The sequence below is a fragment of the Sutcliffiella horikoshii genome, assembly GCF_019931755.1.
Lineage (GTDB): Bacteria > Bacillota > Bacilli > Bacillales > Bacillaceae_I > Sutcliffiella_A > Sutcliffiella_A horikoshii_E.
On sequence record NZ_CP082918.1, the window covers coordinates 1,584,753 to 1,609,135 of the forward strand.

Below are 24,383 nucleotides of genomic sequence, written 5' to 3' on the forward strand. Positions count from 1 at the left end.
ATGAAAAAGTTAATTGTTGTAAATGCCAATCAATTAAATAATGAAGCACAGCCCTTGCATAGAAATCGTTAAATTAATCTGTTCTTTTTCTGATGAGATTGTAGATTTCCATGGGCTGTGACGTAACGTCTCATGGTTTATAAATGATTTTGCAAAAGACCGTGCGAACGGTCTTTTTGTTTTGCCAAAAAAATTATCTACTTTCCATTAGGAGGAAAACACATTGAAAAGAAATCAATTAGGTTGGAATGAATTTTTAAATAAAGCTTTCATTGAATATGAAGAGCAAGGATATACAGTGGGCAGAGTGATGCTCGAGCATAAAAGGTTGTACAGAGTGGAAACGGACCATGGTGATTGCCTGGCGGAAGTGTCGGGAAAATACCGGTTTGAAGCTGTAGCTAGAGAAGATTATCCGGCTGTTGGGGATTGGGTTGTGTTGAGTGAACGTCAGGAAGAAGGCAAAGCAACGATCCACGCTTTGTTACCAAGGTTCAGTAAATTTTCTAGAAAAGCAGCTGGTCTAACGACGGAAGAGCAGATTGTAGCAGCAAATGTGGATACCGTATTTCTTGTGCAATCTTTAAACTATGATTTTAATCCAAGAAGATTGGAAAGGTACCTGGTGATGGCGTGGGAAAGTGGCTCCAATCCAGTGGTGGTCTTAACGAAGTCTGATTTGTGTGAAGATATTCCCGGGAAAATTGCCGAGGTGGAAGCAGTTGCCTTTGGTGTTCCAATTCATGCGGTAAGTGTGAAGGCAGAAACGGGATTAGAGGAACTGGCATCCTATTTTACAGAGGGAAAAACAGTGGCATTATTAGGTTCATCAGGAGCGGGGAAGTCCACGTTGACGAATTATCTTCTTGGAGAAGAGAAGCAACTTATTCAAGAAGTTCGTAGTGATGACGACAAGGGGAAACATACGACAACCTACCGGGAATTGTACATGTTGCCTACTGGCGGTCTTGTACTGGATACTCCTGGTATGAGGGAACTTCAATTATGGGAAGCGGATGGCGCGATCGGTCAAAGTTTTCAAGATATTGAAGAGCTGGCTGAGCAGTGCTATTTCCGGGATTGTAAGCATGCTAATGAGCCAAAGTGTGCTGTTCAAGGCGCGATTGAAGAAGGCACTTTGGATGCTGGCAGATACCAAAGCTATGTAAAGCTGCAGCGGGAACTTGCATTCTTGGAGAGAAAAAATGACAAACGTGCTCAACTTGCAGAAAAAGAGAAGTGGAAGAAAATCACGGCTGGAGTACGCGGCGGGAAAAAGAAATAAGGGAGAGAAGCCACAAGGTGCGAGTTAGGTGCCTTGTGGTTTTTTGTTTAAAAAAATAACTAGAGGGTCTTTACGCCTCTAGTTATTTATGCCGTAATTCTGATCTTATCAACACGTTTCATAAAAGAGACGGCAAGATCATTGAATTTGTCACTTTCTTCAATATTACATACATGCCCACATTTCTCAATCACTTCTAATGTGGAGTTTTCTTCCTGCTTAACATATTCCTTCGTATTGCTTAAAAACATATGATCTTCAGAACCGGAAATATATAGCTTCGGAATCTTATTCTTAATTGCTTTCAAGCGATCATAAGTGGTGTAACCGTTCAGACCAGAGAGGACCCATCCTAGATAGGTTTCTTTGGAAAGTTTATAAGCCTCTTTAATGAAAGCTTTTCTTGAATCTGAGTGATTCTTCTTTGGTAGTAGTACCCGTGCAAAAATACGATAAGGTACCATATGTGGCAGTATTTTTCTCAGAGGATAGAATACGGACAGTCGGCAAAGAAACTCACCCCATTTTTTCAGTTTTGGAGTTGCGCCGCCAAGTACCATCGATTTAATGACAGAAGGTTTACGGAGCGCAATTTCCTGCATGATAATGGTTCCAAGTGAAATACCAACAAAGTGAGCGGATTCAATTTTCAGTTTGTTCAAAATCCCAATCGTCTGTTCAGAGGAATACTCAAAAAGATCTACGCCATTCGGGTATGGAGACTTTCCGTGACCAGGCAGATCTAATAAAAGAATATTATATTCAGCGCGGAAAGCTTTCAGCTGCTTATAAAAAATGGAAGAATTCCCCCCAAACCCATGAAACAGCACAATCCACTCTTTCGATGAAGAATGAGTAAGCGTTTTATAATACATAATAGTCCTCACTTAATTTGCATATTTCAAATCAACAATCAATACCCAAAAAACCAAATAAAAAAACTTGTAATACCAAGTATACACATACCACACCAAGATTCTCAACCCGCAAATTCTTACTATTTTGTGAAGAATGAAAAAAGGGGTCTGACCCCTTTTATTCATTTTTTGCATAAATATTCTTATTCTAGTATAACTCTAGTTTTTATTGTGGTTTTCTGGAAAGTTATAGAAGTTTTGTGGGTTTGTTTGGTAGAATAGTAGGTAAATTGGTTTGTAATGGAGGTTGGGGTTATGATGGTACCGGCAAGGCTTAGAGAGGGAGATGAAGTAAGGATTATTGCACCGTCCACTTCTCATTCGATCCTGTCAAAGGAAAATATCGAGTTGTCGACACATAGACTAGAACAATTAGGACTAAAAGTGACATTCGGGAAGCATATCAATGAATGTAACAGTTTGATGACATCATCCATAGAATCTCGAATAGAGGATCTTCATGACGCATTCAAAGATAAAAATGTAAATGCAATACTATCTACAATCGGAGGGTACCAGGCAAATCAGCTATTATCCTATATTGATTATGATTTGATTAGAGATAATCCAAAGATTTTTTGTGGGTACTCAGATATTACTGCGTTGGGTAATGCGATTTATGCTAAATCTGGGCTTGTCACTTACTCCGGGGTTCACTTTTCTTCATTTGGGATGGTGAAGGGCTTCGAATATTCGCTGGAATACTTTAAGAAGATGTTACTTGAAGAAGCTGCTTCCTCTTTTGAGATAGAACAGTCTTCAGAATTGAGTAATGATGCGTGGTATATGGACCAGGATAACAGAAAGTTTTACCCCAATGAAGGTTATCTTGTTATTAATGAAGGAGAATGTGAAGGAACAATAATCGGCGGGAATCTATGTACATTGAATCTTCTTCAAGGAACTGAATTTATGCCAAGTCTTAAAGATTCCGTACTCTTTCTTGAGGATGATAAATTAACGTGCCCGAAGACGTTTGATCGTGATTTGCAATCTCTCATCCACCAACCAGGCTTTAGTGATGTGAAAGGGATTGTGATAGGTCGTTTTGAGAAAGTGTCCAATGTTACTAATGAGCTGATTCAAACAATCATTCACTCGAAAAAAGAGCTATCCCATATTCCAGTTGTGGCAAATGCAGATTTCGGTCATACCAGTCCGATGTTCACTTTTCCGATAGGAGGGAAAGTAAAACTACAAGTGAAGCAAAACGACGTGAAAATTACATTGCATACGATATAACTGAAACATAACTCAACAATCATACGTATTCAAAATATCAGATAAAAAGGAGGCGATTTTTTTGGACTTATGGTTAGCTGTTACCATTATTGCATGTGCATATTTTTTGTTTGAGGCAATAAAAGGTTTCTCACCACAATCCAACAGCAGAAACCCGTTGGATACATTGTTCGATGAGGAAGAAGACCTTATAGTGAAAGAGCAAGATTTGCATTCTCATATTGGTTTAACAAAAGAAGAAACGAGGGCGCTTCTATACCAATACCCCGAAATACCGAAACTTGATATTAGCGGCAGAAACTATTATTCTCCTGAACAAGTAAAAGGCTGGATCAAGAAGCAGATTTCATAGCCAGATATTTAGAAGCAAAAGGAGGTCCTGTGCAGATGTTTAGTACTTATACCGATCCGGAAGCTTATATGGAAGGCTCACTCCTTTTTTCAGCTTCCCACTTAATAAGTTTATGCGTAACTTTAGCACTCCTTCTTTTTCTATTTTTATTTAGAAATAAACCATGGATGAAGCGGGGAGGCAGATGGTTGATTCTCTTGGGCCTGGCTGGCTCTGAGATATGGCTGAACTATTGGTATTTTTCCACCAACATGTGGGATATCCGATACACCTTACCATTCCAATTATGTTCTATAAGTCTATATCTTTGTGTATGGATGCTTCTGATGAGGCAGAAATGGGTATTTGAAGTGGTGTACTTTCTGGGTGTCGGCGGGGCGCTACAGGCTTTGCTTACTCCGGAGCTTTTTTATGACTTTCCTCATTTTCGATTCTTACATTTTTTCATAGCTCATATATCCATCATTCTGGCTGTATTTTATATGCTATGGGTTGAAAAGTTTCAAGTGAAATTCATGTCCGTTTGGAAAGCATTTGCTGCTTTAAATGTTATTGCTTTAGTGGTGTTTTTGGTAAACCGGTTGACGGGTGGGAATTACATGTTCCTCGCTCAAAAGCCTACTAATGCAAGTCTCATTGACTTTTTGGGTCCTTATCCTTGGTATATTCTGTGGCTTGAATTAGTTGTATTAGTTATCTTTTTATTGTTATATGCTCCTTTCTTTATTAAAGAAAAGTTGAAAACAAATAAGCATGAAAAAGCTGGGGGTTTGTAGTAATTGCTAAGTAAGTGGAGGAATTCCTCCAATAGACAATTCCCGTGCTGATTGAGGTGGTTCGGTAGAATAGAGGGGTTCTATTAGACAATTCCCGTGCTGATTGAGGTGGTTCGGTCGAATAGAATGCTACTAATAGACATTTCCACTTACTAGGAAACCATTTAGGGTTAATATAATCCTTTATTTCCCAACGTGTTAGCTATTAGGACCCTAATGCATAAACAAGTTTAAGCACAACCAAAAAAACCGCCCCCAATTCAAAAAGGGAGCGGTTCTTTTAATACTTCCTGATCGTTTTCATCACATATTTATATACGCCAAAAAAGATTAAAGAAAATACAACAACAATTAATATATCAATAAGAATTCCCACTTAAGCAATACCCTCCAATCAAAATCCTTTTACACCAATTCTATCCACATTTCCTTCAAGTTGCAAACCATTATGTAACAGAAGAGTTAATTTGTAATAGTCCTGTCACAATCCCGTATTTCGTCATAGTATGTAGAAAAACGAAGGGAAGATAAAGATGGGAAGCGTAAAGAAATTTTTACTTTTGTACGCGGTGATTGTGGGGTTGTTTTACGGTATGTTTGCCGTATTGAGCTATAACAGTATTCAAATTAAAATAGAAAAGCTTGAAGTATTGGAAGAACAATATCTTGAAAAAGAGGCTCAAGGAGAAGTTCCGTACTCATTTAAGCAACAATATGCGAAGGAATATCATGAATATGATCGTCTTCAAAATAGACTGCAATCCTTTTGGATGAAGTGGGTATTCGACTTTCCTGAGTTCAAACAGCCTTAAATGTTGAAATTGGTACATTAATCTTTTTCTCATGAGGCCTGCTATGAAAGAGTTTAGGGGGAAGCTTGTAAGCATCTAGGAAAAAATTAGTAACGGATGTATGTTACACTATAGCTAAGTCGAATATTTGGAGGTGTCATCTTGAAAATCAACGTATTTCTAGATGATAGTCGAACATGTCCTGATGGGTATATACTCGCAGAAGACATAGACCAATGCCTCACCTTGTTAGAGAGCCATGCAATTTCGCATCTCTCTTTGGACCATGACTTGTTGAATAAACATCGAAATGGTCTGCTTCTCGTTCATAAGATGGTGGAGAACGAGCTGTATGCGGATAGAATTACTATTCATTCTGCAAACTCGGTTGGCAGTAAAGCAATGTATCGATATCTCAAGCAAGCGCAAGAAGATATGAAAATGCCGCCAAACATAAAAGTACTATTAAGACCCCTGCCGCTTTTTTAGGCGTCGCCCCTACATCTTCGTAACACTCATTTTCATCAAACCGCAAAAGGGTTCGTACTTCTTCACACAAATCGGATCTTTCAACTAGAGTAATATTACGGATAATCAAGACAAACAGTAACATTATCCGCTTAATAATAGATAATGAAATGGACTAGGCGGAAAGCTTCCGTTTGGTCTTTTTCGTTATTGTTGTTAGAATAAAAAGAAAAAAGAGGTGAGGAAAATGCAGTCGATATATGACCATATCGACCATGATTTACATATTCTTTTTGTCGGTTACAATCCTAGTATCCGCTCTGGTGAAACGGGCCATCATTATGCAAACCCAACCAACAGATTTTGGAGCATACTTTTTGAGTCAGATATCACGCCCAGAAAATATGCACCAACGGAGGATTTTAAGCTAGTGGATCTTCAATATGGTTTGACCAACATTGTATCAAGGCCTACAGTTGGAGCGGCGGATATAACCAAAGAGGAATACCAAAAAGGTAGAGTGGAGTTGAAAGAGAAAATAGAATACTTTCAACCAAAAATCGTCTGTTTTGTTGGTAAAGGGGTGTATCAGGAATATAGCGGTGTACGTCAAGTTGAGTGGGGAAAACAGGATGAAAACCTAGTAGAAGGGACCATAGATTTTGTAGCGCCATCATCTAGTGGGCTTGTCAGAATGAAAAAAGAGGAGATCGTAGACATCTACCGGAATCTCAATACACTAAAAAATAGTATCGTAGCCCAAAAATTAAATTAAAAAAACACTTCCTCCATCACTGAGCGAAGTGTTTTCTGTGTTCGGAAGAATTACTTTGGAATAACAGGCGGCTTTTGTTCTTGTTCTAAGGACCTTAACGCATTTCTTATTTCTAACATATTTTCAATTTGGAGGGTGAGTGTGTGTTTAATTAATGTATTCTTCTCTTGTTGCCCATCCTTCAAATTGGTAACATCTTTTTTTAATACAGCACTATTATGTTTTAGCGTTTCTTGTTCTTGCAAAAGAGCTAATTGAGCTGCTTTTATTTCTTTTAATTCAACTAGTATGTCATTTAGTACCTTCTCCATCTCTCTTCACTCCTTTTATAAGAAGGAATATCTTCTTATTTTTTCATATACCCTACATACTTAGATATATATAGTTTAAATACTCTTTCTCGAAGGACTTTAAACACAATAAGGCAAACTTGACCGATTTAAAAACGAGGGAATAGAAAAACCCGACAGTTTAACGTCGGGTATTGGATGAATGAGGCAATGTCAGTGCGCCTGCCAATGTAGGCTTTATAGAGATATTATTAAAAGATATACCCAGTTGAACGGTTGTTTGCGCGATTTCGGGTCTGATTCCTGATAGTGTTGTCTTTACTCCAATCAGGTTCAACGCCTTAATTAAATTGAAAATTTGGTCGGCAACAAGTGTATCAATGATAACCACGCCTGAGAGGTCAATATATAAATGATTGATCCCCTTTTCCCCACATTGCTCCAAGGTATTCTCAAGTATGAATTTTGCCCTGCTTGTATCAATATCTCCAACTAAAGGCAAGAGGGCCCGATTATTATCAAGGGCAATGACAGGAGAACTTAATTCTTTGATCATGTCCTGCTGGGCTTGCAGTCGTTCCTCTGAATACTTTTGATTTTCTTCGACGAATTTAAGCACCACATTATCAAAAGCTTTCGTTATCATATGATTCCATAATAACTGATGCTCTTTTTCCTCTTGATGCAGCGCGACAAACTCGTCAATGAAATTCAAATACTGGCCACGAACTCTAAAGAACTCTTGCAAGATATGATGGATTGGTGTTTGTAGATGTTGTTCATCCTGTGCAATAGACAATATCCAATCCTGAAAGTCTTTGAAGAATTTATCTTCTTCTTCAATGAAAATTTTGCATAATTGAAGGTGGAAATCGAAATTCTGCTTTTTTAACGTAGCGACCACCTCAGGGTTTGTGGAAGCATAAACTCCTTTGGAATTTGTTTTATCCAAGGATTCGTACCATTCGTCAGTAAGCAGCTTTGCTTTATCTAATAAAAATGTATGTAATTCACTATTACGATGCATATTCTTTCCTCCTAACATTTCCGTATTTACCCTCTTTACTAGCTAACTAAACCAATATTAATAGCCTTTTTTGTAATCAACCAAATTTATTGAGGGATTTTCCCTTTTTAAATAGTGTTTCAGATTTGGAATGAAAATATCCTCTATGACACGTTTAGTATAGTGCTCTGTGGAACCTGAAGTATGAGGGGTGATAATGACATTATCCATATCCCATAAAGGGCTATTTTCTTCTAAAGGCTCTTTGGTAAAAACATCAAGACCGGCTCCGGCGATGACGTTTTCTTGTAAGGCTTGTATTAGTTCATTTTCCACGATTACTTCTCCGCGCCCTATATTAATGAGGAAAGCTGATTTTTTCATGCTATTAAATTCTTCTGTCCCAAACACTCCTTCCGTTTCATCTGTCAAAGGAAGTGTAATAACCACGTAGTCGCATTTTGTTAAAACTTCATGCAATCTGTCAGGCGTGAACATTTCATCAACATTGTCAGTAGGTTTGCCAGAATGGCGAACTCCAACTACATTCATTCGAAAAGCTTTAGCTATTTTAGCGGTTTCTTTTCCAATCTTACCTACTCCAATAATACCTAGTGTCTTCCCGTGAATTTCAAGGTTCATCTGTGCATGATGCCACTTTTTCTGCTGTTGTTGCTGCACATATGTATGAATCTTTCTGGTCAAACCCAGCATTAGAGCAAAAATCGTCTCAGAAATTGGATAAGCATGAACACCGTTCGCACTTGTTAACACAATACCATTCTCAGAAAGTGTTGTTAACGGCATATTGTTGACACCTGCACTCCACGATTGTATCCAACGAAGATTAGAACCTTCGACCAATGAAAGCTCCTCCAAATCCTTTTTCCATCCAACAACTATTTCAGCCTCTTTTGCATGAGGCGTCCATATTTCTTTGTCTTTTCCTACTATAACTTCAAATTCTGGCGCAAGGTCTTTAATTTGTTGAGTATAATCTTCTCCGATATTTTGAGTGATAAGCATAAGTCGTTTTGACATTTATATTGACTCCTTCAATTGTGGTCTTTAATTCATTTTAACAGATTATAGATAATTATTAGAAATTTAAAGGGGAGTTCCTAGGATTTGAGGGTGAAATGTCGAATATTAGTAGTGGGATTAATAAGTATATAATGAAGGAACTATTCTAGAACGGCAGAAGTAAAGGGACGCAGCTTAAAACCGATGTGTCTCTTTACTTTTATAGTGGTTTTTCCGACTATCATACAGTTTGTACAGATTTCGTACACTTTTTCATATTAAATACTACCAACATTACTGGCATGCTTTTTGCATTAAACATTTAGTAATACATATAAAGGAGGTAGTTTACTATGAACATTCAAAACTGTGTAGCCTTTGTGACAGGTGGAGCATCTGGACTTGGTGAGGCAACCGTTAGAAATATAGTTTCTAAAGGAGGAAAAGCATTAGTTGCAGACCTATCAGAAGAAAGAGGAAGTATCTTAAAGGAAGAACTAGGGGAGTCCATTCTATTTGTTAAGACAGATGTCACGAAGGAAGAGGATGTATCCAAAGCTTTAGAAAAAGGCATTCAAACTTTTGGGTACATAAATACGGTGGTGAATTGTGCTGGAATTGGAGTTGCCCAAAAAGTATTGAACCGAAAAGGACCTCATTCGCTTGACGACTTTTCCAAAGTCATCTCTATTAACCTTATAGGTTCATTTAATGTAATTCGGCTGGCAGCTGAACGTATGAAAGAAAATGAACCGAACGCGGAAGGAGAACGGGGAGTCGTCGTTAATACTGCTTCTGTAGCAGCATTTGACGGTCAGATCGGCCAGGCAGCCTACTCTGCTTCCAAGGGAGGGATAGTCGGAATGACTCTGCCGATTGCCAGGGAATTCGCGTCATTTGGAGTCCGAGTTATGACCATTGCTCCTGGGCTCTTCCATACCCCGATGTTTGATTCCTTACCAGCTGAAGCAAGGGATTCCCTCGGGCAGATGGTGCCATTTCCATCCCGACTGGGTTACCCAGAGGAATATGCCCAACTGGTCCAAAGTATCATTGAAAATCCAATGCTGAATGGTGATACCATACGACTGGATGGAGCAATTAGAATGCAGCCGAAATAAAATAATTATAGCAAGAGTTTCAAACGGATTTCATTTATGAGATCCGTTTTTTTTCGTTTGAATGGACTTTTTGAAAAACTCCTAATGTCTCAAGTCCTCAATGTGTTGTAGAAGAAGTCAAACGGTAACAGAGAGATGCTTTCGTAGTCCATGTAGTACTAAAGTAAGATTTAATCTTCTTTAAAAAAGTTTATTATTATAAGGTTCCATAAAAGACCTACAAATTCAAATATCTTCAATAAAATGGGATTATCTGTTTATTGCATAGGGAATGGTTCTATAGAAATTAACAGATTGTTTGTGGAGGGGGGAAACCCAATGAATGTAAAACTATTTATTGTAATTTCAAGCATTGTATTATTCCAAGTAGGTTGTGGCATCCAAAATACAGAAGAATTACCTGATACAGTGGCCTTTCAGGATGAGTTCACCAGAGAATTCCTAAAATCCTCAGGAGAAGTTGAAGAGGGGTTTTATGGCTTCGAGTCTGCAACAAAAGGTTATACAATGTTTTTTCCTAAAAATGCAAAAATCGAAGGGGAAAGTTATGAAAGAAATAAGGATGGCTTCGAATCAGTTAGTTTCCTTGAAAATGGAGATACAAACCTCACGACCTTTTATAAAGTTATTTATGAAGAAAGAGATAGGACAAATAATATTGAACTACAGAAGGAACTATTATCTTCATATGTTAGCTTTGATGGCGAATATACAAAATTTCTGAGAAATAATAAAAAATATTATTATGGTGAAACCGTATATGAGTTTACTGAAAATAAAAGCTTTGTCTATTTTGTTTACGTAAAAGGTAGTAATAATGATAAAGGTGCAAGTTTTATTGCCGTCGTTTCTTGTAGGGATAAGGAAAAACAGTGTGAGGCGAATAGCAAAGAGGTCAAAGACCATATTGAAAAGGTGATGTATTCTATTGAACTTTAATAATAAATACCATGGCATGATAATAGAACTGGCTAGGAGGAACTTATAGACCCTCAATTTAAATTAAAGTTCTAAAGTATACCAAACAATGCCAGATGAAAAAAGATTAAAAAATGATTCGAAAGACCTGATTGTTAACTTTTTGAATGAAACATTAAGGTTATTAAATTAGAATCGAATTTTTAATAAACAAATCATCCTTCTATTGAACTATAAAATCCCCATATTAGAACTTCATATTTAGTACCTAACTAACAGACAGGATTCGACAAGCGTTTCAGCCAAATTGACTACTTCTAAATCACATGGTAATTATTATATAGCTATAAAAAAGACTGGAAAAATTATTTTTAGAACTTCAAATTATTTTTTTGCATTTTTAGATAAAAAGGGATTATTTGTATAACACATAGGGAATAAGTCTTTTAGAAAATACATATTATGCCACATTGATGGCGCTGCCTAGGGGGAAGGGCTATGAAGAAATCAATGCTTCTAGGATTAATAAGTTCGGTACTTTTGATAGGAGGTTGCGGAATGAAACTGGATACTAATGGGAGTAAAGGTGTAGAAGGTGAGACAAACTCAGTTGCATTCAAAGATGAGTTTACTAAAGATTTTCTGGAATCATCTGAAGAAGTTGTAAAAGGACACTATCTCTTTAAATCTCAGACGGAAGGTTATACAGTGCACTTTCCTATAAATGCTTCCATGGACAAAGCAGTTTATGAGAGAGCTGGAGATGAGTTTGAAGCGGTAGGGTTCGTAGAAAATGACGATAAAGAAAACCTATCTATCTATTACAACATCAACTATGATGATCAACCGAGAGCAAATGATATAGAGTTCAAATTAGATATGTTTGATACTTATATAAACTATACAGGGGACTTTGAAGAGTACACTAAAGGCACTACTACTTACTATTATGCTGAGAATATTTTCGAACATGAAGGTAAGAAAAGTTATAGATATTTTGCCTACATAAAACCCGATATAGAAGATAAGGGCATAAATTTTATTGGAAGAGTTACATGTATTGACTATGATAAACCTTGTTCACAAGAAAGTAACGAAGCTAAAGAAAAAGTGTTAAATATCTTACATTCAATTGAATTTAAATCAAGGTGACCTGCATGGATAAGACAGAGGTTCTACATTCAAAGTTATTGAAAGCAAGAATTACCGAATTAGAATACAAGGATTTAACAATTGAGAATATTAGAAGAATTTATGTTGAAGAAACAGGTGAAGAACCTCCTGGAAAAATTACATTGTACCACTCAGATGAACTACCAAAGTCAGTTAAAGAATATGATTCTGGTTTTGATGGTACTGTTATTCATTTTATGGATTTAGAGAAAGGTCTAAATGAATCCTACACTATTACTAGAGGTAGTGAAATGGGTGAAGATAATGGTAAAGGGCTTCATAGTGATTGGTTTTATAACCTCTTTGGGATTTTTGGAGGAAAGGTACAAAATCAATATCAAGATGCCAGATATTTTGAGAAGTATGTAAATAAAGAGATAAGTAACGTTATAGAAATCGAAGTCGATTATTTGAAAAAACAAGGTATAGATATAAATACTCAACTAACTAAATACGGAATAGGGCACTCTCTTGGCGGTAATCTAATTCAAATGCTACAAATTACGGATGAGCCCTTTGAAAGTGTATTAGCTATAAATGATGCACCTCCTAGTATGTATCAACTTGCAATGCTCGACATTGACTTTCAAGAATCTATTTACCTTGAATACAATATAAACAGTAAAAACTTTAATGATATCTATAAGATAGACCCAGAAAAACTAAAAGAATTCGCAGAAGAATACTACCAAGCCCAAGGGCAGAGTATTCATCACTTAACAATAAAAGAAGAAATTTTATACTCTGTCATAGGGTTTAGGGGGTTTTTAGATCTTGGTTCTCGTGAAGTTCTAACTACCTACCCTCACACAAACGGTATTGCCAAATACATGAATAGAGTCTCAGACGAAAACCTTTACAGCATCCAACAATTCGTAGCCAAACACGCCCCAGCCTATGAAAAGTCAGGAATAGACGGCCTCAACAGAAGCATGTTCGGAATTGACCAGGAACTCTTCACTCTAATTGATGATATCAAACAAGATTGGAAGAAAATATTCGAACCGCCGAAGTGGAAGCGTGGAGCGGTTCCAATGACGATTGGTGTTATTGGATTTGGAAGCTTTACAGTGGACATGCCCTTTGCGTATCCAGTTAAAGAATTTCCAAGTGATTTCTTTTCTAATCAACAAGAGTTTATTTCAAGAGCGTTGGAGATTAAAGCTAAGTTGGAAGATTTAACAGAAGTTCTTCCTTCCTTACTTGCCTTGGTCGGGGAGATCAGTGAGGATCTGTTGAAGCTGTTTCAGGTTCATGTAGAGGAAATGCTCGGTAGCATACAGCGTATGATTGAGGCGATTGGCAGTGCTGCTTTAGACATTGGAAAAAATCTGGTTAAAGGGTCCTTTACCCATAACTTGTCCCAGCATGAGAATATCCTGACGTTAATTGAACTGTCACAAACAATAGAGCTTGAAAGCAGTAATATCCAAAATAGTTATCAAGCAATCATAAATGACACGAATGACTTTGTTGGCGAGTTTGGGGATGCGGCACATGCTCATGGCATGGAGCATGTTGTAAACTCACTGAATCAAGAAGAAGGACGACGCTACGAAGGATCTGATTTAATCCGTTATAAAAATGCCACAGATGGCAGGACCATTGAGGTCAACCTTTCTTCTGCAGTGAGGATTTATCAGCTTGGTCTGGATAAATGCATGGAAAAGGAAGAGGCGCTCACTGCATGGAGAAGACTGTATTATACAGAATACGTCGATGATCTGGAATTCAGGAAACAGCGGGTGATGAATGCCATTCACCAGATGGAAGCAAATCCAAGAAATTACAGCCATCTTCTTCCGGTTTCGAGTAGCAATGTGAAAGTTACCAAGATTAATGTTCACGAGTTTATCAGACCGCTCGATCCTATGTTTCAGGATTCTTTTGAAGGAATGTATCACTACCTCCGAGAGGAAATTGAAAAAAATAAAGCCATGATCAGCCGGGTCCGAAATTCCATTGAAGAACTATTTGAAGAAGATCAAAGTATTTCGAAGTTGTTTGAATTACGGTAAAGGGGGTGGTAGGAATAGGACAGTATAAAACTTCGTATGTTTTTGCACCATATGAGGATTTGAGATTTAAGTATTTTTTCTTCAATGCTGAGTTAGGTAGAGTTCGAGAAATCAGTGATGAGTTGGCAAGTATCATTAACGCGGAACTCGAACGGAGTAAAGGTAAAGTTATTGAACAATCATTATTGGAATTTAATAAGAATCACCGGCTGTTTACGATTATCACCAATGATCAGTCAAGGCTGATGACAACCCTTTCCAACAAATACCACGAACATGTCGATGAGATGAACAGGCAAGAGTTGACAATCTTCTATGAAGAGGTCAATGAAACAATAAGTTAATTTAGTCGAAATACCTAGAAAAATATCAATCTGTGAAAAAAATACTATATTTAGAGGTTTCATAAATTAGAAATGCGGGTATTTGTGGGTATATATTACTCATTTACCTATAATTCCTACTTTAGAATTGACCTCTTAGTTGTGTATTTTTTACAATAAAAGTAACTTATTAAAGAAATGGAGAGATGTTAAATGTCAGGAATCATTCGCGTTACCCCTGCAGAGTTAGTTGGAATGTCCACTCGTTACAGAAGTGAAAGCAGCCAGGTTGGAGATCAAATCAACCGTTTGGACAACATGATTCGTGAGCTTGAAAGTGTTTGGGAAGGTGAATCAAGCCGTGCATTCAGTGATCAATACCAATCCTTGAAGCCTTCTATCATTCAAATGCAGCAATTACTTGAGGATATCTCCGTTCAACTTAGCAACACTGCTAGAGCACTTGAAGATGCTGATACTCAAATTGCAAGCCAGATTCGCGGGTAATTTGTTCTTAAAGAAATAGCTCCCTCCTATAGGGCAGCCAAAAAGAAAGAAGGAGCGCCATTCTTTAACAGTCGAATGCGTTCCTTCTTTTATGAGGTGAAAAATATGTACATAGAAATAACAATCGATCTAAAAAACTACCAAAAGGACTCTTTTGACCTTCGACTATCTAACTACCATACAGTAAAAAAAGTAGTCGATATCGTTTGGCAAGCCGCCTCCCCCGCAACACCTCCAAGGGATGGGGATTGGGTAAAGGTTGTGAACAAGCACTTGATACTATCAGGTTCAGACAAGCTTGTAGACCATGGCATTACGTCTGGTGACCGTCTGGAAATTTTATAAAGGAGCAATCTATCATGGCAGATCAAAGTCGAACATATCTGGAAGAAGAAATAGGAGCTACACTTTCCAAAGAAGGTGAAACGATTAAGCTTGTCTTTCAAAAAGAGAAAATAAAATTGGAAGATGCTGCTGAAATTCGGATGCTTCAAGAAATAAATCCAGCCATACATAAAAAAATTAAAGAAACAGAAGACGAGTTAACACTCATCTATCATCCCCCTCCTGCCTTTTCATCTTTCGCTAAAATGAAAAGAAAAGATGAGAAAAGCAGATGGATTTTTGCCTCTCAATTAATTAAGAGTGTTAGGAATCACTCTCTTTCAAGACTACATCTTCTTATATGTCCCGAAAATATGGTGGTGGATGAAAGTTTGACCCCCTATTTTCTTCACTATGGCGTGATGGAAAGTCTACCACCCTATGAAAAAGAGACAGAAAAGCTATGGCAGGAAACGAAAGCGGTCATTGCTGCTACCATTGATGGCAAATACACCTTCAAAGAGTATCTCAAACTATATCAAACATTAGAACTATCATCTAATGCCAAATCCATTATGAATGCCAAGGATGAAGAGGAACTATTAACGTTCATTCGCAATGGGATAAAAGGGTTGGAAGAGAAAGAAAAACACTTTATCCGACTTCCAGAAAAGCGATGGAAGATCACAAAATATGTCACGATTGGTCTTAGTGTTCTTTTATTACCTGCACTCGTATTAGCGATATATTCCTTTCTTTTCGTTCAACCTAAACAGGCGGCATATATACAGAGCTCCGAACACTTTCTTAAAAGTGAATACAGTCAGGTGGTTACTACCTTGAATGGTTATGAAGCACAAGAGATGCCAAGAGTGGTGCAATATAAATTAGCCACTTCCTATATCACTAATGAATCTTTAAATGAAGACCAAAAGGATGCCCTGCAGAACCGGATTACCTTGCAATCTGATCCACAGTATTATCAGTATTGGATTCATATCGGACGCGGGGAAGCACAAGAAGCCCTTGATATTGCAAGGTCATTGGAGGATTCAGAGATTATTCTTTACGCCTTATTGAAATATAAGGAACAAATCAGAGCACAGGACGACCTCTCAGGTGAAGAGAAGCAAAATCAACTAGAAGAAGTCCAGGATGAGATCGATGAGTATGCAGAGGCAATTGAGGCTTTAGAAGAAGAGCAAGATGAGCAATCAAATTAACTGCAAGGTTGAAATGAGGTGAGTGTATGAATAATTTCTGGTTGTTCTATCAAAACAACTATCAAAAGATATCTTTAGAGACTGGTACGATTACTGTAAGTTCTGAAGTAGAGGACCAGCTTACCGTCCGTAATTTTCCTTTTACGGATGGTTCTTTGCTTGTCGATATCCAGAATGACAAATTTACAGTAAAACAACAGGCCGGAATAATAGGAAGCGGTACATATACCCAACCCTTTGAGTGGAAAGACAACGGGAAAGTGCTAAAGATGGTGCTCACTCCCAGTCCCTCGCATTCCCAGACATACTATATAGGAAGCAGAGAACAAGTGTCTTTTACCTTGAAAGGTAATAAGGAAAGCGACACGATTACGTTCACCAGAAACTTCTCAAGAAAATGGGTTGTAAATATTTCAGATGAAAATTGTTACATGAATGGCCACAAAATCTTTGACGGCACCGTCCTAGAAGTTGGAGATTTGTTGCTTTGGTCCTTTATGGAGATCCGGTTAGTAGAAGAGGATATCTTGGAGGTTGCAAGTCATACGAAGTATGAGACAGACCTCTCTGACATACAGCGACCTCAGTCAGAAATGAAAAAGAAGTATCCAAGCTATCGTAGAACACCGCGGATGGTTTATGAGCTTCCTGAAGAAAAGGTGTCTCTGCAATTCCCTACACAGGAATCGGATGACAATAACAAAGGTCTGTGGCTGATTATTATGCCGCCTCTCATTATGCTGATTGTCATGGGAGTTGTAGCGCTCGTTGCACCGAGGGGAATATTCATCATCATTTCCATGGTTATGTTTATGACCACACTTATTACGTCAACGGTCCAATTTTTTAAAGAAAAAGCAAACCGTAAAAGAAGCGAAGAACGCAGAAGAAGAGTTTATACCCTTTACCTTGAAAATAAACGAAGAGAACTGCAAGAATTAGCAGATAAACAGACTAATGTTCTCACATTTCATTTCCCTTCTTTTGAGCGGATGAAATACCTTACAGGACAAATCTCCGACCGGATATGGGAAAGGTCATTAGAAAGTCATGATTTCTTACAATTCCGTTTAGGACGTGGAAAAGTCCCTTCCAGTTATGAAATATCTATTAATTCTGGTGATATGGCCAATAGGGAAATTGATGATCTTCTTGAACAGTCACAGCATTTGGAAAAAGTCTATAGGGAAATCGACCATGTTCCGGTTGTAGCGGACTTATCCAAGGGTGCGATCGGATTAATTGGAAAAGAATCCGTCATGAAAAACGAAATTCATCAGATTATTGGTCAGCTTTCCTTCTTTCATAGCTACCACGACCTTAGATTTGTATTTATTTTCAATGAGAAAGAATATGAACAATGGGAATGGGTGAAGTGGCTTCCGCATTTCCAGATACCGCAATCATTTGCTAAGGGTCTCATCTATAATGATCAGACTAGAGATCAGTTGCTTTCTTCCATTTATGAAATGCTCAGAGAAAGAGATTTGATGGAAGAAAAAGAAAAAGTAACTTTTTCACCTCATATCGTATTTATAATCACAGAACAGCAGTTGATAGCTGATCATGTCATTCTTGAATATCTCGAGGGAGACCATAAAGACCTTGGCATTTCGGTCATATTCGCTGCTGATTCCAAAGAAAGTCTGTCCGATAATATTGAAACCCTTGTGAGGTATATCAATACCCAAGAGGGAGACATTCTAATCCAAGACAAAAAGGCAGTTTCCATACCCTTTAGATTGGATTCGCATAAAAGAGAAGGAAACGAAGTCTTCTCTAGAATGCTTAGAACCCTTGATCATCAGGTGGGTATGACAAATTCCATCCCAAACAGCATCTCTTTTTTAGAAATGATGAAAGTAAAAGAAGTAGGGATGCTTCCAATCCAAGAAAACTGGCTTACAAGAGAGTCATCTAAATCCTTGGCGGTACCGATCGGGTTAAAAGGGAAAGAAGACATTTCCGTACTGAACTTACACGAAAAAGCTCACGGTCCACATGGTCTTTTGGCAGGTACAACGGGATCTGGGAAAAGTGAATTTTTGCAGTCTTATATTTTGTCACTTGCTATTCACTATCACCCGCATGAAGTAGCTTTTCTGCTGATTGACTATAAAGGTGGGGGAATGGCACAGCCGTTTGAAAAAATGCCTCATTTACTAGGAGTCATCACAAATATTGAAGGAAGCAAGAACTTCAGTGCGAGGGCGCTTGCTTCGATTAAGAGTGAATTAAAAAGGCGACAGCGATTGTTTGATCAATACAAAGTCAATCATATTAATGCTTACACAGACCTTTATAAGCAAAATAAAGCGGAAGAACCATTGCCGCACTTATTCCTTATTTCCGATGAGTTTGCAGAATTGAAAGCAGAAGAACCGGAGTTCATCCGCGAGTTGGTTAGTGCGGCACGTATAGGAAGAAGTTTAGGTGTTCACCTAATTCTTGCGACCCAGAAACCAGGCGGAGTCATTGATGAACAGATTTGGAGTAACGCCCGCTTCAAAGTGGCCTTAAAAGTGCAAGATGCAGATGACAGCAGAGAGATCTTGAAAAATGGAGATGCTGCATCCATTACCGTTACAGGTCGGGGTTATCTTCAGGTAGGGAATAATGAAGTATATGAACTATTCCAATCAGCATGGAGCGGAGCACCTTATCTTGAAGATACATCGGAATCAGAAGATGAGGTAGCATTTGTAACAGACCTAGGGCTTGTCCCATTGTCAGATGTGTCAACATCCAAAAAGAAAAAGAAAAGTGCGCAAACTGAGATTGGGGCAGTGGTGGAAGAAATCCACTCCGTTCAACAACAGATGGGCATCAGACAACTTAATAGTCCATGGCTTCCTCCTTTAGAAGGAAGACTTTCACGCAAGAAGTATACTTCCAAGGAGCATGGATTCATTCCGCTCGCATTGATGGATGAGCCTGAGAAACAATCGCAAACGGTTTATGAATATGAACTGGTGGAAGACGGCAATATCGGGATATTCGGATCATCCGGTTATGGTAAGTCCCATACGATTTTGATGCTATTGTTAAGCATGGCAGAAAAGTATACGCCAGAAGAGCTGCATTATTATATCTTTGATTTTGGTAATGGAACCTTGCTGCCAATGCGTCAACTTCCACATACAGCAGATTTCTTCTTGATGGATGAGGAACGTAAAATTGAGAAGTTCATGCGTATTTTGAAAGATGAAATGGCTAGACGTAAAAACCTTTTCCAACAGCAAGAAGTAAGTTCCATTAAAATGTTCAATGCTCTCAGTGAAGAAAAATTACCTATCATATTTATGACAATCGATAATTTTGATCTTATCAAAGAGGAAATGCAGGATCTTGAAATGCAAATTAACCAGTTTGTCCGTGATGGTCAATCACTGGGAATTTATATGATATTTACAGCCACAAGAGTTAACTCCATCAGACAATCATTGATGAACAATTTAAAAACGAAAATTGTCCACTATCTGATGGATAATAGTGAAGCCTTCACTATTCTTGGGAGGGTTCCGTATAATCCTGAACCAATTTCAGGTAGAGCAATTATTAAGAAGGATGAAGCATTTTTCTCGCAAGTCTTCTTGCCTGGTGAAGGGAAAGATGATTTTGAAATACTGGATTCCATCCGTAGTGATATCGCATCTATTAAAGAAAAGTATCGTGAGTACAAGGAACCGCAAGCTATTCCAATGCTCCCTTCAGATCTTAATGTCATCAACTTTGCAAAATATACAGAAGGCAAGCTAAAAAAAGGTCTTGTTCCTATTGGACTGGATGAAGAGTATGTCCAACCTGTATTTATCAATTTTGAAAAATATAAGCATTGCATGGTTGTTGGACAAGCTCAAAAAGGCAAAACAAATGTCATGAAAGTGATATTAAACACGACGCTAGATCAGGGTGCTGAATCTATTGGACTCTTTGACTCCTTTGATAGAAGCCTTTCCAATTATACAGAAGAAGACAATGTCACCTATTTAGAAACAAAAGAGCAAATAGCAAAATGGGTGGAAGAAGTGGAGCAGAAGTTGTTTGCTAGAGAAAGTGATTACTTGAAGAAGGTTCAATTCGGTGACACATCCATGGATTATCCGCCAATTTTCCTTGTAATAGACGGATATGCAAGATTTATTCAGACGCTTGATCCGATGCTGCAAGACAAGTTTGCGAGGCTAATGAAAAATTATAGCCACCTAGGGTTTAACATTGTTGCCTCAGGCAGTAACAATGATCTGTCAAAAGGCTACGATACACTTACGATGGAAGTAAAGCAGATACGACAAGCACTCGTTCTGATGAAAAAGTCAGAGCAGAATATTTTCACTCTCCCATATGAGAGAAACGAAGAAGAAATTCATCCTGGATATGGTTATTACGTAATCAATGGGAAGGAAATGAAAATTCAGATTCCGCTTTGCACAACGGAAAGGAAGGTATTTACATGACGGGAAAAACCACCTATATCATAAAAATGGTGTTGGTTATTCTCCTTATCCTAGTGACACCTGCAGTTTTCTTTGGATCTGTCGGGGAAAACCCGATGGAAGTAAAAAGAACAGCTTCAAGAGTAATTGCAGTAGTAAATGAAGACACAGGAATGGAAAAGGATGATAAAGCCCTTGAGTTTGGAAAGGAGATCTCCTCCATTTTTGAGGAGGATTCCAGATATGAATGGACGGTAATCGGTCGGAGTGCGGCAGTAAATGGCCTAAAAGATTCCAAGTATGATGCAGTTGTTTATATCCCTTCCAACTTTTCTACCAACATCATGACCTATGAAAGTAATCAGCCGGTAAAGGCAAACTTTGAATACAATGTACAAGATCAATTGAATACCATTGATCGAGAAAAAGTGTTACGTGAAATCGAAAAAGCGACAAGTAAGGTAAACAGTAGAATTTCTACTCTTTACTGGACATATGTTTCGCAGGACTTAGAAAATGTCCGAACTCATTTTGATACGATTTTGCAAAAGGAAATAGATTTTCAGAATGCCATGTTAGCATTCTATAAACCTACTTCCTTAAATCTTGCATCCGAAATTGAAAGACAGCGTTCGATGCTTGAAAACCTTCAATCAACCGTTGCGACTGTAAGCCAAGATGCACCCGGAAGAGCAAGCACGGTACAACAATTTGAAGACAACCTAACCTCTTTTGTCCAATTTGTAGACCAATTTAAAGAATACCAAGATAGCCAACAATTGGTGTTACAAGAACTTCAGGATGAAAGCATGGGAAGCATCCAGCTCTTAGCAACGGCCCAACCATCCCGTTATGCACAAGTACAGGACTATTTGTCTCAAGAGGGAACAGAGATAAATAACGGGCTCGAGACAATTAATAACAGTATGGAGATTAACAATACCGCCCTTAATGAGCTTTCCGAATTAAGGAAGTCTGAAGTAGGCAGGCAAACAGGAGATATGGAAGCATTCTTTGAACAACAAGAACAGATTGCCATCGCACAAAAGAATGAGGACCTAACTAAATTAGAGGAAACGATAAAGAACCTTAAAGGAGAGCTTAAAAAAGAGGGCGACAAAGAACCTGGAAAACCTGAAGATCCTAAACCTACTTTAACCACTTCGTCTAAGAATGAAGTGAAGGATGATGATTCGGAGGTAGAGGTTCCAGAAAACAGAAGTTTTGAGAATGAAATAAAGGAATTAAATGCGATTGCCACTGATATTAACACTATCAAAACAGGTATTGATAACCTGGAAGTTATAGTGCCAGAAGAAGTACTGACTGTTCTAAGTCCTTTAGAAAGTTTATCTTCAAGAATATCTGCTGTAGAAGAAAGCCTTAAAGGGGTAGAAGAAGAAAACCCATTATTAAAGATAATTGAACAGCTAGAAGCAGAAAAGCAAGCATTAGAAGAAGAAATAGTAGGATATCTTGAACAGATTTCCGAACTGGAAGAAGTTATTGAGTCTTTAGAAGGGGACAAAGAATCCTTATCCAATAACCTTCAGACAGTTATTAATGAAATTGAAAAGCAAGAACAGGGAATCCTCGATCAGATTGAAAGTGAAGAGAGAAAAACACGATTAGATACTATTTTTAAACAGGAAATAAATAATAGTAATACCAAAGATCTATTAAATTATCATGCTTCCCTTGTTCAATACGAACAAACATTGAATCGGGATGTTAATGAAGATGTGGAAGCACTCCTTGAAGATATCCAAACCATTTTAGATGTGTCCGACCCTGAACAAGATGGATGGAACAGTATTACAGCTGCTCTACCATCTACCATGGAACAGATGCAGGCACTTCAAGACAATTTCTCGGTCTTCATGGAAGAATACAGAGCGAATATTGAAGAGCAGCAAACTGCTATCATGAATGACATCTCTTCCCTTGAAGAGAGTGCAAACAATGTAATGGAGCAGGTTCAATTATTCGCAAATAACGAACCAACTCCAACGAACGGCAACGATGGCAATATGGTAGTAACAAGACAGCAGACCATTAGTCAGGAATTATTGACATTGAATGAACTAGTAACTTCCGTAGGGGAAAGTCAGTCCAACATTGTCTCTTATACGACAGAACTGCAAACAAATGTAGAGAATGTACAAAATGATGCGGACACACTCAATGCCAAATGGGCAGAAAATGTAGATGCAACTAGAATGTACCGAGATGATATCTTTAATGTCCTAAGAAATGCTTATGTGGACGGACAGAAGAATGGTCCTGTTTATGAGCACCTTTCCAATCCATTGCAAATAAGCGGAGATGCAGCAAGCGGCACAGAGGACAATAGAATTCCTCCAGTTGTAGTACTTGCGATTATCTTGATTAGCAGTCTATTAATCGGATATTTCAGCCACTATTTCAACAATGCGCCAATGCTCGTGCAAGGCTCCATGTTTATCCTATTAAATATCATTGTTGGCTTGATCATCAGTCTGTATGGTTTAAACATCTATCCATTGGCAGAAGATCGTGCGATACAGTGGTCAATATTCACAATTCTTTTGCTTACTGCTGCGTCAGCGGTTGTGCTTGCAGGATTCAGCTTGGGGAAATTAGTTGGATGGATTGCAAGTGTTGGATTGGTTATTTTCTTCATCAGCCCATTCCTTACGCTGACAGCACCAAATATCAACTACGAAGACCCGATGTCACGTGTTTATATGTCCATTCAATATGGCACAAGCTCACTCTTTATGACAGCGGTAATCACCTTGATTGTCATTCTCTTGTTGCTTCTTGTTTTGCCGCAACTGGTAAAACTGTTTAAGAGTAGTAACGATAAAAAGAATGAAGAGGAAGCATATGAAGGCTAAGGTTGCTTTATTCTTAATAGCGCTTTGCGTTTTGTTTGCTTTACTGCCTCTAAATGGAACAGTGACTTCGGCTGATTCTGATATTGAATCTCTAGAACCAAACAGTTATGAGAAGAGAGATTTTAAAGAAAATACAAATTTCCTGCGTGAAAATAACCTTAATGAGCGCAGGGAATCTGTTCCTGAAGAACAAAAACTACTAACTTTCAAGGAACGAGAAAAGAAAGCGGAAGAGGACTTCATCGGAACTTTATTTATGACCGGTGAAAAAAAAGCCACCACCATCCAAGCTACCTCTCAAGAGTTGAAACTGTTCACCGAACAAGACAACTTAAGGTACCAAGCGGTGGCTGCCTCCGAAAGCTCGTCCAAAACTAATAGCATCACCATTCTTCTATACGGATTCCTAGCCATAGCATTAATACTATTACTGGCAATCATCCTACCAAGAATGGCAAAAGGAAAAGCATAACTTGACCCCCTCTCCTAAATGAGAGGGGGTTATTTCATTTTAAATAGATAAAACATTCTAAAAA

At 38.1% G+C, this 24,383-nt stretch carries 22 protein-coding genes; 18 read left to right on the plus strand and 4 right to left on the minus strand.

Translation table 11 applies throughout. The features are described from left to right. Positions 1 to 223: 223 nt before the first annotated feature. A complete protein-coding gene (gene rsgA / locus K7887_RS08130; protein WP_223493046.1) occupies positions 224 to 1,285 on the plus strand; it encodes a ribosome small subunit-dependent GTPase A in 1,062 nt (353 codons plus the stop codon). A gap of 86 nt (positions 1,286 to 1,371) precedes the next feature. Here rsgA and K7887_RS08135 read toward each other — a convergent pair whose 3' ends face one another. Next, entirely contained in the window at positions 1,372 to 2,160 is a 789-nt protein-coding gene (locus K7887_RS08135) for an alpha/beta fold hydrolase (RefSeq protein WP_223493047.1), read from the minus strand. A 300-nt stretch (positions 2,161 to 2,460) separates the two neighbouring features. On the opposite strand from K7887_RS08135, the gene K7887_RS08140 reads away from it, so the two are divergent. The 6 genes from K7887_RS08140 to K7887_RS08165 all read left to right on the plus strand — a co-directional run bounded on the left by K7887_RS08140 (position 2,461) and on the right by K7887_RS08165 (position 6,606). Further along, a complete protein-coding gene (locus K7887_RS08140; protein WP_223493609.1) occupies positions 2,461 to 3,444 on the plus strand; it encodes a S66 family peptidase in 984 nt (327 codons plus the stop codon). 61 nt (positions 3,445 to 3,505) lie between these two features. Then, positions 3,506 to 3,796 (plus strand): hypothetical protein, encoded by a 291-nt coding sequence (locus K7887_RS08145; protein WP_223493048.1) that lies wholly within the window; start codon positions 3,506 to 3,508, stop codon positions 3,794 to 3,796. Between the two features lie 35 nt (positions 3,797 to 3,831). Next, complete coding sequence (locus tag K7887_RS08150; RefSeq protein WP_223493049.1) at positions 3,832 to 4,572, plus strand: YwaF family protein; 741 nt, start codon at positions 3,832 to 3,834, stop codon at positions 4,570 to 4,572. A 533-nt stretch (positions 4,573 to 5,105) separates the two neighbouring features. Beyond that, entirely contained in the window at positions 5,106 to 5,384 is a 279-nt protein-coding gene (locus K7887_RS08155) for a hypothetical protein (protein WP_223493050.1), read from the plus strand. A gap of 141 nt (positions 5,385 to 5,525) precedes the next feature. Beyond that, positions 5,526 to 5,852, plus strand: a complete 327-nt coding sequence (locus tag K7887_RS08160) for a cyclic-phosphate processing receiver domain-containing protein (protein ID WP_223493051.1) — start codon at positions 5,526 to 5,528, stop codon at positions 5,850 to 5,852. A 226-nt stretch (positions 5,853 to 6,078) separates the two neighbouring features. Then, on the plus strand, positions 6,079 to 6,606 hold the full coding sequence (locus tag K7887_RS08165; protein ID WP_223493052.1) for a mismatch-specific DNA-glycosylase: 528 nt from the start codon (positions 6,079 to 6,081) through the stop codon (positions 6,604 to 6,606). A gap of 50 nt (positions 6,607 to 6,656) precedes the next feature. On the opposite strand, the gene K7887_RS08170 is transcribed toward K7887_RS08165, so the two are convergent. From K7887_RS08170 to K7887_RS08180, 3 genes are all read right to left on the minus strand, one after another. Continuing rightward, positions 6,657 to 6,917, minus strand: coding sequence for a hypothetical protein (locus tag K7887_RS08170; RefSeq protein ID WP_223493053.1), 261 nt, complete (start codon positions 6,915 to 6,917; stop codon positions 6,657 to 6,659). Positions 6,918 to 7,077: 160 nt separating this feature from the next. Continuing rightward, positions 7,078 to 7,923: an STAS domain-containing protein gene (locus K7887_RS08175; RefSeq protein ID WP_223493054.1), complete on the minus strand. Its 846-nt coding sequence runs from the start codon at positions 7,921 to 7,923 to the stop codon at positions 7,078 to 7,080. A gap of 57 nt (positions 7,924 to 7,980) precedes the next feature. Then, positions 7,981 to 8,943, minus strand: a complete 963-nt coding sequence (locus K7887_RS08180; RefSeq protein WP_223493056.1) for a D-2-hydroxyacid dehydrogenase — start codon at positions 8,941 to 8,943, stop codon at positions 7,981 to 7,983. Between the two features lie 335 nt (positions 8,944 to 9,278). On the opposite strand from K7887_RS08180, the gene K7887_RS08185 reads away from it, so the two are divergent. From K7887_RS08185 to essA, 11 genes are all read left to right on the plus strand, one after another. Then, a complete protein-coding gene (locus tag K7887_RS08185) occupies positions 9,279 to 10,046 on the plus strand; it encodes a 3-hydroxyacyl-CoA dehydrogenase (protein ID WP_223493057.1) in 768 nt (255 codons plus the stop codon). Between the two features lie 318 nt (positions 10,047 to 10,364). Beyond that, positions 10,365 to 10,985 carry a hypothetical protein gene (locus K7887_RS08190; protein WP_223493058.1) on the plus strand — a complete coding sequence of 207 codons (621 nt, stop codon included), beginning with the start codon at positions 10,365 to 10,367 and terminating at the stop codon, positions 10,983 to 10,985. 477 nt (positions 10,986 to 11,462) lie between these two features. Next, positions 11,463 to 12,116, plus strand: a complete 654-nt coding sequence (locus K7887_RS08195; protein ID WP_223493060.1) for a hypothetical protein — start codon at positions 11,463 to 11,465, stop codon at positions 12,114 to 12,116. Positions 12,117 to 12,121: 5 nt separating this feature from the next. After that, the gene (locus K7887_RS08200) at positions 12,122 to 14,155 is read left to right on the plus strand and encodes a DUF6792 domain-containing protein (protein ID WP_223493061.1); all 2,034 of its coding nucleotides are present in this window, start codon (positions 12,122 to 12,124) and stop codon (positions 14,153 to 14,155) included. Positions 14,156 to 14,160: 5 nt separating this feature from the next. Next, positions 14,161 to 14,499, plus strand: a complete 339-nt coding sequence (locus tag K7887_RS08205) for a hypothetical protein (protein WP_223493062.1) — start codon at positions 14,161 to 14,163, stop codon at positions 14,497 to 14,499. Positions 14,500 to 14,691: 192 nt separating this feature from the next. Beyond that, complete coding sequence (locus tag K7887_RS08210) at positions 14,692 to 14,985, plus strand: WXG100 family type VII secretion target (RefSeq protein WP_010192515.1); 294 nt, start codon at positions 14,692 to 14,694, stop codon at positions 14,983 to 14,985. Positions 14,986 to 15,090: 105 nt separating this feature from the next. Next, positions 15,091 to 15,330, plus strand: a complete 240-nt coding sequence (locus K7887_RS08215; RefSeq protein WP_223493064.1) for an ESX secretion system protein YukD — start codon at positions 15,091 to 15,093, stop codon at positions 15,328 to 15,330. Between the two features lie 14 nt (positions 15,331 to 15,344). After that, positions 15,345 to 16,532: a type VII secretion protein EssB gene (essB, locus tag K7887_RS08220; RefSeq protein WP_223493065.1), complete on the plus strand. Its 1,188-nt coding sequence runs from the start codon at positions 15,345 to 15,347 to the stop codon at positions 16,530 to 16,532. A 26-nt stretch (positions 16,533 to 16,558) separates the two neighbouring features. Next, on the plus strand, positions 16,559 to 20,989 hold the full coding sequence (gene essC / locus K7887_RS08225; RefSeq protein ID WP_223493066.1) for a type VII secretion protein EssC: 4,431 nt from the start codon (positions 16,559 to 16,561) through the stop codon (positions 20,987 to 20,989). Further along, on the plus strand, positions 20,986 to 23,847 hold the full coding sequence (gene esaA, locus K7887_RS08230; RefSeq protein WP_223493068.1) for a type VII secretion protein EsaA: 2,862 nt from the start codon (positions 20,986 to 20,988) through the stop codon (positions 23,845 to 23,847). Before essC ends, esaA begins: the two co-directional genes overlap by 4 nt. Further along, the gene (gene essA, locus K7887_RS08235) at positions 23,837 to 24,319 is read left to right on the plus strand and encodes a type VII secretion protein EssA (protein ID WP_223493069.1); all 483 of its coding nucleotides are present in this window, start codon (positions 23,837 to 23,839) and stop codon (positions 24,317 to 24,319) included. Before esaA ends, essA begins: the two co-directional genes overlap by 11 nt. Positions 24,320 to 24,383: the final 64 nt, after the last annotated feature.

Excerpts from the sequence above, each read along its gene's own strand:
- esaA (WP_223493068.1), top strand. The coding sequence starts at position 20,986 with ATGACGGGAAAAACCACCTATATCATAAAAATGGTGTTGGTTATTCTC.
- K7887_RS08210 (WP_010192515.1), top strand. The coding sequence starts at position 14,692 with ATGTCAGGAATCATTCGCGTTACCCCTGCAGAGTTAGTTGGAATGTCC.
- K7887_RS08155 (WP_223493050.1), top strand. The coding sequence starts at position 5,106 with ATGGGAAGCGTAAAGAAATTTTTACTTTTGTACGCGGTGATTGTGGGG.
- K7887_RS08185 (WP_223493057.1), top strand. The coding sequence starts at position 9,279 with ATGAACATTCAAAACTGTGTAGCCTTTGTGACAGGTGGAGCATCTGGA.
- K7887_RS08140 (WP_223493609.1), top strand. The coding sequence starts at position 2,461 with ATGGTACCGGCAAGGCTTAGAGAGGGAGATGAAGTAAGGATTATTGCA.
- K7887_RS08195 (WP_223493060.1), top strand. The coding sequence starts at position 11,463 with ATGAAGAAATCAATGCTTCTAGGATTAATAAGTTCGGTACTTTTGATA.
- K7887_RS08200 (WP_223493061.1), top strand. The coding sequence starts at position 12,122 with ATGGATAAGACAGAGGTTCTACATTCAAAGTTATTGAAAGCAAGAATT.
- K7887_RS08215 (WP_223493064.1), top strand. The coding sequence starts at position 15,091 with ATGTACATAGAAATAACAATCGATCTAAAAAACTACCAAAAGGACTCT.
- essC (WP_223493066.1), top strand. The coding sequence starts at position 16,559 with ATGAATAATTTCTGGTTGTTCTATCAAAACAACTATCAAAAGATATCT.
- essA (WP_223493069.1), top strand. The coding sequence starts at position 23,837 with ATGAAGGCTAAGGTTGCTTTATTCTTAATAGCGCTTTGCGTTTTGTTT.
- K7887_RS08150 (WP_223493049.1), top strand. The coding sequence starts at position 3,832 with ATGTTTAGTACTTATACCGATCCGGAAGCTTATATGGAAGGCTCACTC.
- essB (WP_223493065.1), top strand. The coding sequence starts at position 15,345 with ATGGCAGATCAAAGTCGAACATATCTGGAAGAAGAAATAGGAGCTACA.
- K7887_RS08165 (WP_223493052.1), top strand. The coding sequence starts at position 6,079 with ATGCAGTCGATATATGACCATATCGACCATGATTTACATATTCTTTTT.
- K7887_RS08175 (WP_223493054.1), bottom strand. The coding sequence starts at position 7,923 with ATGCATCGTAATAGTGAATTACATACATTTTTATTAGATAAAGCAAAG.
- K7887_RS08180 (WP_223493056.1), bottom strand. The coding sequence starts at position 8,943 with ATGTCAAAACGACTTATGCTTATCACTCAAAATATCGGAGAAGATTAT.
- K7887_RS08135 (WP_223493047.1), bottom strand. The coding sequence starts at position 2,160 with ATGTATTATAAAACGCTTACTCATTCTTCATCGAAAGAGTGGATTGTG.
- K7887_RS08170 (WP_223493053.1), bottom strand. The coding sequence starts at position 6,917 with ATGGAGAAGGTACTAAATGACATACTAGTTGAATTAAAAGAAATAAAA.
- K7887_RS08190 (WP_223493058.1), top strand. The coding sequence starts at position 10,365 with ATGAATGTAAAACTATTTATTGTAATTTCAAGCATTGTATTATTCCAA.